General features: G+C 44.6%; 14 protein-coding genes. 3 read left to right on the forward strand and 11 right to left on the reverse strand.

Annotation, left to right across the window (positions count from 1 at the left end; translation table 11 throughout):
• Positions 1–12: 12 nt before the first annotated feature.
• On the reverse strand, positions 13–3387 hold the full coding sequence (lacZ, locus tag FEM33_RS06770) for a beta-galactosidase, LacZ type (RefSeq protein WP_139011315.1): 3375 nt from the start codon (positions 3385–3387) through the stop codon (positions 13–15).
• Between the two features lie 179 nt (positions 3388–3566).
• On the opposite strand from lacZ, the gene FEM33_RS06775 reads away from it, so the two are divergent.
• The gene (locus tag FEM33_RS06775) at positions 3567–4334 is read left to right on the forward strand and encodes a type III pantothenate kinase (RefSeq protein ID WP_139011316.1); all 768 of its coding nucleotides are present in this window, start codon (positions 3567–3569) and stop codon (positions 4332–4334) included.
• Positions 4335–4344: 10 nt separating this feature from the next.
• On the opposite strand, the gene FEM33_RS06780 is transcribed toward FEM33_RS06775, so the two are convergent.
• Entirely contained in the window at positions 4345–4743 is a 399-nt protein-coding gene (locus FEM33_RS06780; protein ID WP_139011317.1) for a gamma-glutamylcyclotransferase family protein, read from the reverse strand.
• Between the two features lie 153 nt (positions 4744–4896).
• Between FEM33_RS06780 and FEM33_RS06785 the strand changes: the two genes are divergently transcribed.
• Complete coding sequence (locus tag FEM33_RS06785; protein ID WP_139011318.1) at positions 4897–6357, forward strand: TonB-dependent receptor; 1461 nt, start codon at positions 4897–4899, stop codon at positions 6355–6357.
• Between the two features lie 176 nt (positions 6358–6533).
• Here FEM33_RS06785 and accC read toward each other — a convergent pair whose 3' ends face one another.
• The 9 genes from accC to FEM33_RS06830 all read right to left on the reverse strand — a co-directional run bounded on the left by accC (position 6534) and on the right by FEM33_RS06830 (position 13561).
• Complete coding sequence (gene accC, locus FEM33_RS06790) at positions 6534–7877, reverse strand: acetyl-CoA carboxylase biotin carboxylase subunit (protein WP_139011319.1); 1344 nt, start codon at positions 7875–7877, stop codon at positions 6534–6536.
• A 34-nt stretch (positions 7878–7911) separates the two neighbouring features.
• Positions 7912–8397 (reverse strand): acetyl-CoA carboxylase biotin carboxyl carrier protein, encoded by a 486-nt coding sequence (gene accB / locus FEM33_RS06795; protein WP_139011320.1) that lies wholly within the window; start codon positions 8395–8397, stop codon positions 7912–7914.
• 89 nt (positions 8398–8486) lie between these two features.
• The gene (gene efp / locus FEM33_RS06800; protein WP_139011321.1) at positions 8487–9053 is read right to left on the reverse strand and encodes an elongation factor P; all 567 of its coding nucleotides are present in this window, start codon (positions 9051–9053) and stop codon (positions 8487–8489) included.
• A gap of 40 nt (positions 9054–9093) precedes the next feature.
• On the reverse strand, positions 9094–10083 hold the full coding sequence (locus FEM33_RS06805) for a beta-ketoacyl-ACP synthase III (protein ID WP_139011322.1): 990 nt from the start codon (positions 10081–10083) through the stop codon (positions 9094–9096).
• Between the two features lie 88 nt (positions 10084–10171).
• Positions 10172–11110, reverse strand: a complete 939-nt coding sequence (gene plsX, locus FEM33_RS06810; RefSeq protein WP_139011323.1) for a phosphate acyltransferase PlsX — start codon at positions 11108–11110, stop codon at positions 10172–10174.
• A 132-nt stretch (positions 11111–11242) separates the two neighbouring features.
• A complete protein-coding gene (rpmF, locus tag FEM33_RS06815) occupies positions 11243–11437 on the reverse strand; it encodes a 50S ribosomal protein L32 (protein WP_139011324.1) in 195 nt (64 codons plus the stop codon).
• A 102-nt stretch (positions 11438–11539) separates the two neighbouring features.
• The gene (locus FEM33_RS06820) at positions 11540–12094 is read right to left on the reverse strand and encodes a YceD family protein (RefSeq protein ID WP_229214122.1); all 555 of its coding nucleotides are present in this window, start codon (positions 12092–12094) and stop codon (positions 11540–11542) included.
• A gap of 74 nt (positions 12095–12168) precedes the next feature.
• Positions 12169–12801 carry an acetyltransferase gene (locus FEM33_RS06825; protein ID WP_139011326.1) on the reverse strand — a complete coding sequence of 211 codons (633 nt, stop codon included), beginning with the start codon at positions 12799–12801 and terminating at the stop codon, positions 12169–12171.
• 112 nt (positions 12802–12913) lie between these two features.
• The gene (locus FEM33_RS06830; RefSeq protein ID WP_139011327.1) at positions 12914–13561 is read right to left on the reverse strand and encodes a hypothetical protein; all 648 of its coding nucleotides are present in this window, start codon (positions 13559–13561) and stop codon (positions 12914–12916) included.
• A gap of 107 nt (positions 13562–13668) precedes the next feature.
• Between FEM33_RS06830 and FEM33_RS06835 the strand changes: the two genes are divergently transcribed.
• Positions 13669–15135, forward strand: a complete 1467-nt coding sequence (locus FEM33_RS06835; RefSeq protein ID WP_139011328.1) for a M61 family metallopeptidase — start codon at positions 13669–13671, stop codon at positions 15133–15135.
• The last annotated feature ends 10 nt before the right edge of the window (positions 15136–15145 follow it).

Raw genomic sequence — 15145 nt, forward strand, 5'->3', positions numbered from 1 at the left:
AGTCTGTGAAATTTATCTTCTTCTCCTTCTTCGTGCAGGTTTTCTTTTGCTAACTGTCTTTTTACGGACCGGCGCTTTTTTTACCACTGCTTTTCTGACGGGTTCTGCGATTTCCGCTTCGGTTTCATCATCGGCTTCGTTCAGTTCTGTTTCGCTGCCGGTTGCTTCTGAAATCGCATTTCCATCGGTATAAGGCAGCTTTGATGCCAGTATTTGCTCCATGCCCGAAGTTTTATCAACCGCTTTCAGTCGGAAAGAATAGGAATATGTCCTTGCCGGAAGCAAGTATTCTTCATGAACCCTTGGCGACCAGCTATCGTCGCCTCCAAGCCCCATTTGTGCAAGATCCAGATTCACGTAAGTGCCCGAACCGCGTACAAGCGTCGCAGCACGTTTTTTGGCTGCCAGCAATTCCTTGTCCGAGTAATCATGAACATTGAAATTAAAAACAGAATCGCTGATCATCAGCAGTCCGGTTCCTTCCTGATTGGAAACCAAAGCCCAGCGTACATCCGTTTTATTTCCGTTTTCCTGCGGTGTAATGTACGGAAAATGCTGTTCGGCTACTGTTCCGCTGTATAACCCTGTTCTTCCGCTTGTTTTGCGGTCTGCATAGGTTTCATGCGGGCCGTTTCCATACCATTGCACTTTACTGAAAGCAGCCGGCATTTCGAACTGCATTCCTACTTTGGCAAAAAGCGGCCATTCGCCGTCCGGAACAAACGTGTTGCTAACATGAATGTCGCCGGAAGCAAAAACAGTGTAAATGGACTGGGTTGTAATTTCTCCTTTTTTGCTTTTGAGCGTTTGCTTTTGTGTAACCTGATATGCCTGCGAGCTGATTCGCCGGCTTTGCAGCTCGCTTGCCGTTTTTTCAAGAGAATCCAGCCCGGCCTCGCGCCACTGGGCTGCAAAGCTTTTTGGACCGCCGCCTTCATCATTATCTGTCGGAACCCGCCAGAAGCTGGCATGAACCCCGTCTTTAAGCATTTCTTCTCTTTTATTTTTGAAGGAAATCATGCCTGCTTTTTTATCAATGGTTACAGAAAAATCCTGGCCGCTGACCATTACGCGTCCTGAATTCACCTGCGTAATCCGCAATGGCTTTTCATCGGAAAGGCTGAGTTCAGGAACCGCCGCGTGCGGGACAGCTAAGGGAATCTGGCTCCATGCTACTTCAAACCCTTTTGGCGCCCATGCAGCAGCTTCTTTTAACCGGATAGAAATATTCAGAAAATACTCGGCATTGGGTTTCAGGTTAGCAGGCAGTTCATAAGGAACGGAAACCTGTCTTTTCTGCGAAGCCATTACGTTAAGGTCCGGTATCGTGCCGCCTTTGCCCAATAATTTCCCATTTTCCTGCAAGGTCCAGACCAGTTCAAAGTTACTGAGCGTCTGAAAGTCGTATTGGTTATGAACCGTTATCAGTTTGCTGCCGGGTTTCAGAGTATCCGGCGTTTCAAATTTTACGTATTGATAAACCTTTTTAACCTCGTTCAGCTCCGGCTGAGGAATCCGGTCGGGGTTAATGAGTCCGTCTCCGGCATTTGCTCCGTCCATGTAATTGAAATAATCCCAATACAAAGTGCCGTCGGGTTTTTTCAGACGCAAGCCCTGATCTACCCAATCCCAAATAAAACCGCCCTGCATGGTCAGGTTGCTTTCAATCACATTCCAGTAATTCTGAAGGTTTCCGATGCTGTTTCCCATTCCATGCGCATATTCACACAGAATAAGCGGCCTCGATTTGTCTTTTCTGACGAGCTCAATCATATCCTGTGTAGAAGGATACATAACCGAAATGATGTCAAAACTGCTCAGCGAAGTGGGTTTATAATCTTTCCGGCCTTCATAGTGAATCGGTCTGGTCGGATCGGCGAGATGTATAAAATCGGCCATATCCACAAAGTTCTGCCCCATTCCGGATTCATTGCCCAGCGACCAAATGATAACCGAAGGATGATTTTTGTCTCTTTCCACCATCGCGTTCCCTCTTGCAATAAAGGCTGATTTCCAAACCGGATTATCGGCCAGAATGATGTTCTTGCTCCACAGTTCATGGCTTTCAATATTGGCTTCATCCATGACATATATTCCGTATTGATCGCAAAGGTTATACCATTCGGAAACGTTGGGATAATGTGAAGTCCGGACGGCATTGATGTTATGCTGTTTCATGAGCATAATGTCTTTCAGCATCGTTTCACGGCTGATCACACGTCCGGTTTCAGGATCAAATTCATGCCGGTTAACGCCTTTGATCGTGATCGCTTTTCCGTTTACAAGCAACTGGCCGCCTTTCACTTTTACATCTCTGAACCCGATTTTCTGACTGGCCGCTTCCAGCACTTTGCCGTCAGAATTCATGAGCTGAATCGTAAGGGTATATAAATAAGGGGTTTCCGCATTCCATTTCGCAGGCGACGGGACCGGAATTTCCAGTCTGACGGCTCCTTCCTTAAATGGTGCCAGCGTACCAACCATCTGGCTTACGGGCGTAACAACCACGGATTTTGCTGCGTCGTAAAGGGTAAATAAAACCTGATGGGCGCGGATTTCTTCGTTACTATAGTTTTTTATAAAAGCACTTAACTTTAAAGTCGCATTTTCATAATCTGCATCCAGGTTTGTACGGACGGAAAAATCGGTCAGAACCACTTTGGGTAAAATCAGCAGATTGACATCCCGGTAAATTCCCGACAACCGCCAGAAATCCTGATCTTCAAGATAGCTTCCGTCCGACCAGTTAATTACCTGAACGGCCAGATGGTTTGTTCCGGCTTTTACATCCTGCGTTATATCAAATTCAAACGGCGTCATGCTGTCTTCATGATACCCGATTGCCACGCCGTTCAGCCATACATAACAGGCTGACTGCACGCCTGCGAAATGCAGGAAAACTTCCTTGTTCTTGATATCATCTGTAAAATTGAAAGTAGTTCGGTACATGCCTACCGAGTTCGTATCTGCGTCAATTCTCGGCGGATTTGCCTTAAACGGATATTTGATATTGCTGAAAATAGGCCGGTCGTATGCGCGTCCTTGTCTGGCCCCGAAAACCTGCCAGTTGGACGGAACCGGAATATTGTCCCAGCTTGCATCCGGCAAGGCAGGGTTGAAGAAGTTCGGCAGCGCTCTGGAAGGATGAGAAGCCCATTTGAATTTCCACTGTCCGTTCAGTGAGCGTACAAGCGGCGTATTTTTATCACCTGCAAGCGCACTTTTTTCGTCTGCATAGGGTATGAAATCAGCATGCGGCTTTTCTGTATTGATGCTGATAACCTGCGGGTCCTGCCATTCCGGTACGGTCTGCGCATGCCCGTAAAACAGGTTGCCAGTCAGAAAGTAGAACAGTAAAATAAGTCCGCAGCGAACAGATATATGCATATACAACGATTTAAAAGCAGATTTTTATCAAATACTGGCTTCATCCGGATGTTACCTGAACGCGCCGTTTTTTTGCTAAAATTATGTATATTCAAAAATAAACTGCTGTGAAATGAATATCCGGATGAAGTTTTATTGAATATTGCCGTTGATTTTTTTGCAGATGTAATTTCTTGATTATGCTTTTAGCTGTTGACGTTGGCAATACGGATACTGTTTTCGGGCTTTACCAGTCCGGAGATTGGGATTATATCTGGCGTATGCAATCGCTTGTCCACGAGAATGAATCGTATTTTGAGTCAAAGCTCAGGCTGCATTTTCTGGAAGCAGGACTTTGGTACGGCGACGTGGAAACAGTAGTTTTAAGCAGCGTTGTTCCGGACCTGACGCCGGTAATCCACAGAATGCTGCGTGCGCTGTTTGGAAATGATGTTGTTCTCGTCGGTCCGGGTGTTTTTCCTGAACTGGATATTGCTATTGATCATCCGCATGAAATCGGTGCAGACCTAATCGCCAATGCCGTTGCCGTAATGACGCGGTATGAGCAGAATTGTGTCGTTGTGGATTTCGGTACGGCGCTTACTTTTACTACGGTTTCCAAAAACAGGCAAATCCTTGGCGTTGCCATTCTGCCCGGACTGGTCACTGCGGTAAAAGCACTTTTTGCAAATACAGCCCAGCTTCCCGAAGTGCCGCTGGTTTTGCCCGAAAGTGCCATTGGAAAAAACACGACGCATGCTATTCAGGCTGGCATATTGCTGGGTTATGAAGGGCTTGTCAAATCCATGCTGCAGCGTATCCGTACAGAGCTGGGCGGAGATTGCATTGCCGTTGCCACGGGCGGCCTGTCTTCCATTATTGATACGCTTCAGGACGAGTTTGTGGAAATAGACCGGAAACTTACGCTGGACGGCCTTCGGATAATCGGTGAACGTACAAGAGCATAATGCGGCTTCCTTACAAAGAAAATTTTCTGAAATCACCTTCCGGGATGACTGGCAAATCATGTACTTGCTGATTGTAAAGGTATGCCCAACAATGGATTATTCCTCCGTTTGTACGCGTTACGGGAATCACTTTCCGGAGATATAGGCTGTCTTTTTCATTTTCAAAAACGTCTTCATATTCGTCAAGTTGTTTCAGCAGCTCTTTCTGTTCGGACAATCTGTATATTTCTCCGTATACTTTGGACGGATTTTCTTTGAGATAAACCGCACCCGGATACCAGCTTACAAGGTACAGCAGGCCCGGGAAATGGCCATTTCCGTCATACTCGGAAGCATCCTGAAGTATCCTGGCAAAAGGATTGTCAAAACCTTTCATCAATGTGCCGTATGTAAAAAGATATTCGGACATGCTGCTGACGGGCCTTTGGCCGGAAACAATTTATCGTACTGATAATTTAGAATTTTCCGTTTATAACTATTATCAGTTAACTCCGGTTATAGTTAAAAGTGGTATTTTTCTTATATTTACAAATAAAGCTTTTCATCTTATTAATATAAAGTTATGTACGAAAAGAATCTTGGTACAAAACAAAAAGCGTTGAGAATCAATCTGGACCGCCGTATTTACGGTTCGTTTGCAGAAATCGGCGCTGGACAGGAAACGGCAGCGTACTTTTTTAAAGCAGGCGGAGCATCGGGCACAGTTGCCAAAACCATGTCGGCTTATGACATGACTTTCAGCGACGCCATTTACGGAACAGAAGAGGGTGGAAGATATGTGGTGGAATCCCGCCTGATGAAAATGTTGAACCGGGAATATAATCTGGTTGAAAAGCGCCTCTCGGAAAAACGCGGTGCCGACAGTCAGTTTTTTGCATTTGCCAATACGGTTGTTGCGCTTAATTTTCAGAAAACAAATGAATCGCACGGCTGGATCGGTCTGCAGTTTCAGCTTACGCCGATGGGCCCTACAAATTATGTGGTAATCCATGTGCGCATGCGTGACGATGAAAACATTCTGCAGCAGCAGGCTCTGGGAATTATTGGCGTTAATCTGATGTATGGCTGTTTTTTCTATTATAAATCGCCTGAAATTCTGCTGATGTCGCTCATGGACGATCTGACGACGGATCGCATCGAAATCGATATGGTGCGGTTCAGCGGACCGGATTTTGCCAAGGTTGATAACAGGCTGATGAGCCTTCGTCTGGTTAAAAACGGCTTTACGGATGCTGCCTTGTTCGGCAGTGACGGCGGTGTATTGCAGCCTTCTGAAGCTTTGTATAAAAAGCATATCCTGATGATGCGCGGACGTCTTCGGCCCATTACCAACGTTCACATTGATCTGATCAGCAATGGTCAGAAGCAGTTTCTGGCAGAGCCGGATGTGGATGAATCCAAAGTGGTCCTTATTTCCGAGCTGACGCTGCATAATCTGAAAGGCGGCGACCGTGATATTGATGAAAAGGATTTTCTGGACCGGGTCGATATCCTTTGTTCTCTGGGACATATGGTGATGATTTCCAACCATCATGAATATTACCGTCTGGTGGCGTACCTTTCAAGGCTTACCAAACTGAAAGCCGGCTTGCTCCTCGGAAGTCCGAGTTTGCAGGATATTTTCGAAGAAAAACATTACGAATTTCTGCCCGGCGGTATTCTCGAATCGTTTGCAACGCTGTTCAGCCGCAAGGTGAAATTATTCATTTACCCGACTTTACAGCCAGACGGCTCCGTTTACAGCTGTGAGAATTTTGTAGTGCCGGATCATTTGCGCCCGCTTTTTCAGTACCTCATCATCAATGACAAAATTGAGGATATCCGGAATTTCAATAAAGAACACATGCATATTACAACAGACAGTGTTCTGGAAAAAATAAAAAGGGGTGAACCCGGCTGGGAAAAACTGGTGCCCGAAAACGTTGCACAAATTATCAAGGAAAAATCTCTTTTCGGCCTTCCAAACGAAGATAATTATGTGGATACGGTCAAGCAGATTCATCAGGCGGTTGGCAATTTGTGATAGCTTTTGTGCATGGAAGTGAAGTTTGATTCGTGTGGATTGGTGTATTCGTGGCTTGAAAATGACAGTATTTTCAACTGTAACCATTTTTCTGAAACAATATATAATCAAAAGGAGCTGCAAACATACGTTTGCAGCTCCTTTTGATTATATACCTTTAAATTCCTGCTTTGAAATCAAAGCGTTGTAAAATCAAATGTTTCAAGGTACTTGGTCGTGAAGTTTCCGGATTTAAATCCCGGATCATCCATCAATTTAATATGAAACGGAATCGTTGTTTTAATTCCTTCGATGACAAATTCCTGTAAAGCACGCTTCATACGCGTAATTACTTCTTCCCGTGACTGTCCGCTTACAATCAGTTTTGCAATCATGGAATCGTAATTCGGCGGGATCGTATATCCGCTGTAAACATGGCTGTCAATACGGATTCCGTGTCCTCCCGGAAAATGCATATTGGTTATTTTGCCCGGCGAAGGTCTGAATCCGTTGGCTGGATCCTCAGCATTGATGCGGCATTCCATGGCATAAAGCTTCGGCGTGTAATTAACACCAAGAATCGGCTCTCCGGATGCAACCTTGATCTGTTCCTTGATGAGGTCAAAATCAGTTACTTCTTCGGTTATAGGATGCTCCACCTGAATACGGGTGTTCATTTCCATAAAGTAGAAGTCACCGTGCTTGTCAACAAGAAATTCAATGGTTCCGGCACCTTCATAGCCGATTGCCTGAGCACCTTTTATAGCTGCCGCTCCCATTTTCTCACGAAGCTCGGGAGTGATAATCGGAGAAGGGGTTTCTTCAACAAGCTTCTGATGCCGGCGCTGGATCGAACAATCCCGTTCCGACAAGTGGCAAACTTTGCCAAACTGGTCTCCGATAATCTGGATTTCAATATGTCGCGGCTCTTCTACAAATTTTTCCAGGTAAAGGCCGTCATTTCCAAATGCCGCCGCAGATTCGGTGCGGGCATCATTCCAGGCTTTTTCAAATTCGTCCGGCTTGTTGATGATACGCATTCCGCGTCCGCCGCCACCGGCTGTCGCTTTTACAATAACCGGATAGCCGATTCCTTCTGCAAGTTTTTTTCCTTGTTCTACCGATTCCAGCAGGCCTTCAGAACCCGGAACAACGGGAACGCCGGCTTTGATCATGGTTGCTTTGGCTGTGGCTTTATCGCCCATTCCGTTAATCTGAGCCGCAGTTGCACCAATGAATTTAATGCCGTAATCAGCACAGATTTGAGAAAATTCAGCATTTTCAGACAAAAATCCGTAGCCGGGATGGATGGCATCTGCTCCGGTAACCTCTGCTGCCGAAATAATATTCTGAATGCTCAGATAGGATTGTCTGCTGGGAGGAGGCCCTATGCAGACTGCTTCGTCGGCAAAGCGGACGTGCAAACTGTCACGGTCGGCAGTGGAATAAACTGCTACTGTTTTGATCCCCATCTCACGACAGGTTCTTATTACGCGCAAGGCGATTTCTCCTCTATTGGCAATGAGTATCTTTTTAAACATGTACTGGATGAAGTTTTACAGATCGTTCATTGCATTATGCAGGCTCAACAAGAAACAATGGCTGATCAAATTCAACCGGAGTTGCATTTTCAACCAGTATTTTTACAATTTTTCCGGAAATTTCAGATTCAATTTCATTGAAAAGCTTCATGGCTTCAATAACGCATACTACTTTTCCCGGCTTGATTTCATCTCCAACGTTGATAAAAACAGGTGTTTCCGGATTGGAAGCCCTGTAAAAAGTACCGATCATCGGAGATTTTATTGTGACTAAATTGCTGGAAGCCGGCCCGGCAGTAATTACCGGCTCAGCAGGTGCCGATTGTGTAACCGGTGCAGTCGGAGCCGGTGTTGCTATGGAAGGTGCAGCACTTACCGGCGATGCGGAAGTTACTGATGCCGTAGGAGCAGAGCCATAACGCTTTACCTTGATTTTCAAATCTGTGGTTTCAATATTCACTTCATCAAGACCGGACTGGGCAATGAAGTCAATTAATTTCTGAATTTCTCTGGTTTCCATTTAGTCGAATTTAAACTGTGGGGATTGATCCGCTGAGGCCTGATTATAAGCTTCTTGAAAAGGCCATTTACCTCTCACAGATAACAATATTATGATTTTACTCTTTCAACGTAATCGTAAGTGCGGGTATCAACTTTGATTTTTTCTCCTTCCTGAATGAACAAAGGAACCATAATTCTTGCACCGGTTTCCACTTCAATGGCTTTTTTCGGGGAATTTGCAGTATCACCTTTCAGACCTGGCTCCGAGTAAGTCACCACGAGTTCAACGAACGGAGGCAGTTCACATAAAAGAGGGCTGTCATTTTCCGTATTGATCAGGATTTCCACTTCCTGGCCTTCTTTCATCAGATCGGCGTTGGTTATCAGTTTGTCATCAATCGAAACCTGATCGAAAGTTTCAGAATTCATGAAATTGAATCCGGCTTCATCCTTATATAAAAACTGGAATTTATGTCTTTCAACGCGTACCGGTAAAATCGTAGCGCCGGATGAAAATGTATTGTCAAGCACTTTGCCCGAAGTAAGGCTTTTTAGCTTTGTGCGAACGAAGGCATTTCCTTTTCCTGGCTTGACATGTTGAAATTCAATTACCTGAAAAAGGTCGTGATTGAAATTCAACACTAACCCGTTACGCAAATCTGCAGTAGTTGCCATTTTATAGTAATTAATTGTATTTTCTAACAGAATTTCAGGCTCAGTAAGCCCATTTTAAATAGATTGATCCCCAGGTAAAACCACCTCCGAAAGCAGCAAGCACAAGATTATCGCCTTTTTTAAGCTGTGATTCATAATCCCATAAACAAAGCGGAATCGTTGCTGAGGTTGTATTTCCGTAATTCTGGATATTCATCATGACCTTGTTCATCCCGACGCCCATGCGGTTTGCCGTGGCTTCTATAATACGCTTGTTGGCCTGATGCGGAACCAGCCATGCAATGTCATCGCCTTTCAGACTGTTTTTTTCCATGATTTCCGCAGAAATGTCAGCCATGTTGGTTACTGCAAATTTAAAAACCTGCGAGCCGTCCTGATAAACATGATGCCATCCCATGTCAATGGTTTCATGCGTTGGCGGGTACCTGCTTCCTCCTCCTTTCTGGTGAAGATACGGCTGGCCTGCTCCGTCCGAACGGATAATGGAATCAATAATGCCATTTCCTTCGGTATTTGGTTCTAGCAAAACGGCACCGGCGCCGTCTCCGAAAAGTACGCAGGTCTTGCGGTCTGTATAATCTACGATTGCGGACATTTTATCCGTTCCGACAATGACGATCTTTTTGTATTTGCCGGTTTCAATAAACTGGGAGCCAAGTGTAAGCGCATATACAAATCCCGAACAAGCTGCCTGAATATCAAAGCTTCCGACATTGCGGATACCGACCATATCACAAATCAGATTGGCAGTACATGGAAAAATAAAGTCGGGCGTAGTAGTGGCGCAGATCAGCAGATCTATTTCATCAGGACTTGTATTGGTTTTGGCCAGTAATCCTTTTACAGCCTCGGCGCCCATATGTGAACTCCCCAAACCTTCACCTTTGAGTATATGCCTTTCCTTGATCCCCGTACGGCTGACAATCCATTCGTCGTTTGTCGCAACCATTGTTTCCAATTCGGCATTTGTCAAAATATAATCAGGCACATACCCTTGTATTCCTGTTATAGAGGCTTTTATATGGGTCATGATAAAGTTAACTATTCAAAATCCGGAAAGATTTTGGTAAAAAGGACAGTATCGTTTTATTCATACAAGCAGTTTTAAGCATTCAGAATCAATTTAATGCCTGCGTAATATGTAAATATGCTTTTGACTTGACTTGCTTGTAAGCCCAGCCGATCATGTTTTTTATGGCCAGCGGTGACGATATCCCATGGGCAATCATAACATTTCCATTCACACCGATAATCGGGCTTCCACCAATGGATGCATAGTTCGTCTGATCCACAAAATCATCTTTGAAACCTCTTGTTTTTGAAATTTCATAAAAAGATTCGCCCAGTTTGAACAGCACATTGCCGGTAAAACCATCCGTCACAATTACATCTGCTTTATTGGTAAAGAGATCTTTCCCTTCAATATTTCCGGTAAAGTTAATTCGTTTGTTTTGTTTTAGCAGCGGATAAGTTGCCTGAGATGTTAAAGAGCCTTTCTGCTCTTCTTCGCCGATGTTCATCAATGCAACACGCGGGCGGTCAATCTGGAAAGTATGTTGGGCAAAAATAGATCCTATTTCGCCAAATTGGGCAAGTACTTCCGGTTTGCAATCTGCATTTGCGCCAATATCCAGCATGATTGCGTATCCTCCTCCGACCTGCGGAACAAGTCCGGCAATGGCTGGCCTCAGCACACCTTCAATCGCTTTTATACTGAAAAGGGCGCCAACATGCATGGCTCCGGTATTACCGGCACTGCAGAATATATCGACTTCTTTTTCTTTCAGAAGCTTGAAACCGGTTCCAATGCTGGAATTAGGTTTTTGAGAAAGCGCTTTTGTCGGATGTTCACCCATTTCAATAACATCCTCTGCATGAACGATGTCAATGTTAACAGGCTTAAAATCTTTCTGGTTAAAAATATCCCAAATTACACTTTCCCGGCCGATTAAAACGATTCTCGCCTCGGATGGTAGTTCAGAAGCGGCATCAATAACCCCTTCAACAATTGCCTGTGGAGCTAAATCTCCCCCCATAGCATCTACCGCAATTTTCATTTACACGCTGTTATTTTAGACAAATAAGTTAGAAATCGAAGGTGTAAATTTAGCAGATGTACCGTAGTAAAAAAGAATTTCGCAACAACTTTTATACGGCTGCTGCGAAATTGATATGCTCATCGACTGAAACTAAACCGTTTTCGTATAGTTTTCAACTACAACTTTACCTCTGTAAACCAGGTTTCCCTCGTGAACGTGTGCACGGTGAAACTGGTGGATTTCACCTGTTGAAGTGTCTGTAGCTAATTGCTTTCCGGTAAGGAAGTCATGCGCTCTGCGCGAATCGCGACGGGAAGTGGAATGTCTCCGCTTAGGATGTGCCATGATGCTTTATGTTCTGTATTGTTTATTTTATTGTAAATCTTTTATTGTTAAGGCAGACTTCAAAACTGTTTTCAGATCTGATTTAACAGGTAACTTGTTTTATTAATGATCGCCTTTCAGCTTTTTTAATGCTTCCCAGCGTGGATCAATCTTTTCTTCCTCTTCTTCCACATCATCCTCGGAAGTATCTGAAGAATAAACTAGAATGCCGTCTTCTTCATCCAGCAGGTCTGTTTCGTCTTCTTCCGTGCGTAGGCTCGGATGTATTTTTTTTATCGGAAGCGATAAGGCTATAAAATCAAAAAGATAACGTGCTACGTTTATTCTTGTCGTATTTCTGTTTATAATCTCGATTTCCTCCGTAAGCTCTTCATCATGATCGCCGAACTTCAGGATAATCCTTTCATTTGTATCAATGGGCTCTTCAAACGGTTCAAGGCTCCGGTCACAAATTAAAGTTACAACTCCTTCCGTATGAAAGTTGAGTTGGATCATGGTTGCCGATTTGTTGAGAACAATATGCGTTTTGAAATGGCCTTGCTCAATCAGGTCCTGCTCCAGTTCCTGAAAAAAAGCATCGCCGGATTCCATGTCATATTCATACTGTTTGTCCTCCAAACCGTAAATGTCTATGTTGTATTTACTTAGCTCTTTCACTTTTTCTGTCAAAAGGATTGCAAAGGTAGTGTCTTTCGGTTTAATAAAAAAACTATGGATAAATTTTATTGGCTTCAGATCTTTCTGGCAGGGTTGCCAAAGTACGTGGTACCCGCCGGAACATTTTCCACTACGACGGAACCTGCACCGATCCGTGCATTTTTTCCTACTTCAATGCCGGCTACAATAATTGCACCTGAGCCCACAAATACGCCGTCACCCAGTCTTACGCGGTCATTGATCAGAGCGCCGGTTCCGATTGTGACATAATCCCCGATCAGGACGGAAGTATCCACGACCGAAGCCGTTTGTACAAGGCAATGATGTCCGATTACCGATCTCGCTCCGATTGTTACACGGGCTGCAATCAGGTTTCCGTGGCCGATAGAAGCCATATCCGAAATAACGGCTGTATCATGAATGGCGTTTACAGGCATTTTTTTGCATTCTTCCAGCAGCGTTTCTACAAGCCGTTCACGTACGGAGCGTTCGCCAATGGCTACAAAAGCCTCACATTTTGATCCGATAATATTGAGAAATCCGGGATCATCGGTATTTCCGAGAACACTGGTGTCGCCAAATTCTTTTCCGTGCAGTTCCTTGTGGTCGTCAAGAAGTCCATAAACCAGTACGTTGTTACGCCTGAATATGTCCAGAGCCTGAACGCCAAGATCGCCTGCGCCAAAAATTAATACGGGATTTTCCATATATGGTTGTTTATATACTCAGTTTTGCTTTGTCGCAAAGTTTTTTGTGAAGACTAAAAAATCAAACCACCGGCGGAATGTGAGTTTTTGCGGAATATTCCATCTGAACAAATCAGAGAAATGTGACCCGAAAAACGAACGGGCTTCCGTAAGGTGAAAGGTTCTGCCGGCTGTACGGATCAATCTGGGTGTTGTAGCTGAAATTGTATAAACCTGTAAAATGGACTTCTTTGATAAACCTTCCGCCGATTGGCATGGAGTAAGCCGCGCCGGCCATCGGAGAAGCGAGCCACTGCCGTTTCTGATAGGAACCTTCCACATTCAGGGCTTCAAATTCTGCAATGATCTTGACTTTGGGAACAACAGAATACATCAGAAAGCCGCGCCCGCCGTAATATGCGGTATTGATGTCATAATATTTATATCTGAAATACATTAAGGTAGGGCCCAGGCCGGCAATCAGCTTTTCCGTCAGTTCGTAACCCGCCATGGGCGAAAGATTGATGTTGGTGACCGTTCCCAAGCTTAAACCAAAGCTTCCGCCAAGCCTTAGCCTTTCCAGAAACGGCAATTGGCTGAATTCCACATCTTTCTTTTTCTCAACCGGTTTTGGTGCTTGTACCGGCTTTTCCTCGGTTTCCTGCGGGTTTTCGTTCCGAAGCGAATCCGGACGGTAATATTCATCGTTCTGCGCCATTAATGTCGGGCATGCCAGAATCATAAGCAGCATTGTGCAAAGCAGGAGGATTTTATTTTTCATCTGAAAGTCGTTTATTTATAGTATTGCAACTAGTAACGTAGAAATCCGGAATTTTGGTTTATCTGTGCGCCGCGGTTTCATTTTGCTTTTATAACCTGTTAAAATCCATGCATTACGCTATTTCTGTACCTGATCCGCAAACCCGTTTACTGCACATTATTTATACAATCCCGGGCATTGAAACAGACTTTATTGAAGTTCAGCTTCCGGCGTGGAGGCCGGGCCGGTACGAAATTCAGAACTTTGCCAAAAATATTCAATTTATCGAAGCCGTTTCAGCAACAGGTCAGAAATGCGATTTATACAAAGTAACCAAAGACCGCTGGCGGGTTGGAACGGCTGGCGAAAATGAAGTACAACTCCGGTACACGTATTATGCCAACGTCAGGAATGCCGGAACCAGTTATGCGGATGAGGAACTCTGGTATCTGAATTTCATCAATTTCTGCATGTATACTGAAGGCCGCATTTCGGAAGCTTACACGATTGATCTTGATTTGCCCGAGAATTATACAATTGCCTGCGGCTTGTCCTCAGCAGGTAAAAATAGCTTGTACGCAAAGGATTTTTATGAACTTGTAGACAGTCCTTTGCTGGCGTCGCAGACTTTACAGAAAATTGAATATCAGGTTGAAAATGTACAGTTCTCGGTCTGGATGCACGGTAACATTCGTCCGGACTGGAAACGCATCGAGCATGATTTCCGGCGTTTTTCTGCCGAACAGATTGCTACAATGGGCGAATTTCCCGAAACGGAATATCATTTTCTGAACCTCATTCTGCCGACAGCATTTTATCACGGCGTGGAGCATCATAATTCTACGATGATCGTACTCGGGCCGGATGATGAAGGCGAAGGCATGTACGCCGATCTGCTGGGCGTAAGTTCGCATGAACTGTTCCACGCCTGGAATATTATCCGAATTCGCCCGAAGGAACTTTTGCCGTACGATTTTACTAAAGAAAATTATTTCCGGACGTGTTTTGTGGCAGAAGGCTGCACAACGTATTACGGCGATCTTTTCCTAAGGCGAGCCGGCGTTTTTGACGATGCGGCTTATATAAAGGAACTGGAAGTTTACATGAAAAGGCATTTTGAACACAGTGCAAATGCCACGCAGTCGCTTGCCGATTCCTCGTTTGATTTATGGCTGGACGGCTACGAAAAAGGCATTCCCGACCGTAAAGTTTCCGTATACCATAAAGGTGCGCTGGCTGCGCTGATCCTTGATCTTTATCTGAGAAAAATATCGGATCACAGGCAATCCATTGACGATGTAATGCGCTTGTTATGGGTTCGTTTCGGCAAGCCTTTTATCGGTTATGCATTACAGGATTATATAAATGTAGTCGAAGAAGTTGCCGGAGAATCGCTGGAATGGTATTGGAATGACTGTATTTTTACCGCCGAACCGCTTGAAACAAGACTGAACGAAGCCCTTGAATTTGTCGGATTGCACATGTCAGTTTCTGATGATGGCCATATTCAGTTGAATGTAACGGAAGATCCGGATGCCAAAATACAGCGGGACAAATGGCTGTCTTCTGTTCAGGTTTCTGAATCTGAAGAATAAAGATTCTTCG

The organism is Dyadobacter flavalbus (assembly GCF_006149045.1).
Lineage (GTDB): Bacteria > Bacteroidota > Bacteroidia > Cytophagales > Spirosomataceae > Dyadobacter > Dyadobacter flavalbus.

Coding starts and splice junctions, on each gene's coding strand:
- accB (WP_139011320.1), bottom strand. CDS start 8,397: ATGGAAACCAGAGAAATTCAGAAATTAATTGACTTCATTGCCCAGTCC.
- rpmF (WP_139011324.1), bottom strand. CDS start 11,437: ATGGCACATCCTAAGCGGAGACATTCCACTTCCCGTCGCGATTCGCGC.
- FEM33_RS06785 (WP_139011318.1), top strand. CDS start 4,897: ATGTACGAAAAGAATCTTGGTACAAAACAAAAAGCGTTGAGAATCAAT.
- FEM33_RS06830 (WP_139011327.1), bottom strand. CDS start 13,561: ATGAAAAATAAAATCCTCCTGCTTTGCACAATGCTGCTTATGATTCTG.
- plsX (WP_139011323.1), bottom strand. CDS start 11,110: ATGAAAATTGCGGTAGATGCTATGGGGGGAGATTTAGCTCCACAGGCA.
- lacZ (WP_139011315.1), bottom strand. CDS start 3,387: ATGCATATATCTGTTCGCTGCGGACTTATTTTACTGTTCTACTTTCTG.
- FEM33_RS06805 (WP_139011322.1), bottom strand. CDS start 10,083: ATGACCCATATAAAAGCCTCTATAACAGGAATACAAGGGTATGTGCCT.
- efp (WP_139011321.1), bottom strand. CDS start 9,053: ATGGCAACTACTGCAGATTTGCGTAACGGGTTAGTGTTGAATTTCAAT.
- FEM33_RS06835 (WP_139011328.1), top strand. CDS start 13,669: ATGCATTACGCTATTTCTGTACCTGATCCGCAAACCCGTTTACTGCAC.
- FEM33_RS06775 (WP_139011316.1), top strand. CDS start 3,567: ATGCTTTTAGCTGTTGACGTTGGCAATACGGATACTGTTTTCGGGCTT.
- accC (WP_139011319.1), bottom strand. CDS start 7,877: ATGTTTAAAAAGATACTCATTGCCAATAGAGGAGAAATCGCCTTGCGC.
- FEM33_RS06780 (WP_139011317.1), bottom strand. CDS start 4,743: ATGTCCGAATATCTTTTTACATACGGCACATTGATGAAAGGTTTTGAC.
- FEM33_RS06825 (WP_139011326.1), bottom strand. CDS start 12,801: ATGGAAAATCCCGTATTAATTTTTGGCGCAGGCGATCTTGGCGTTCAG.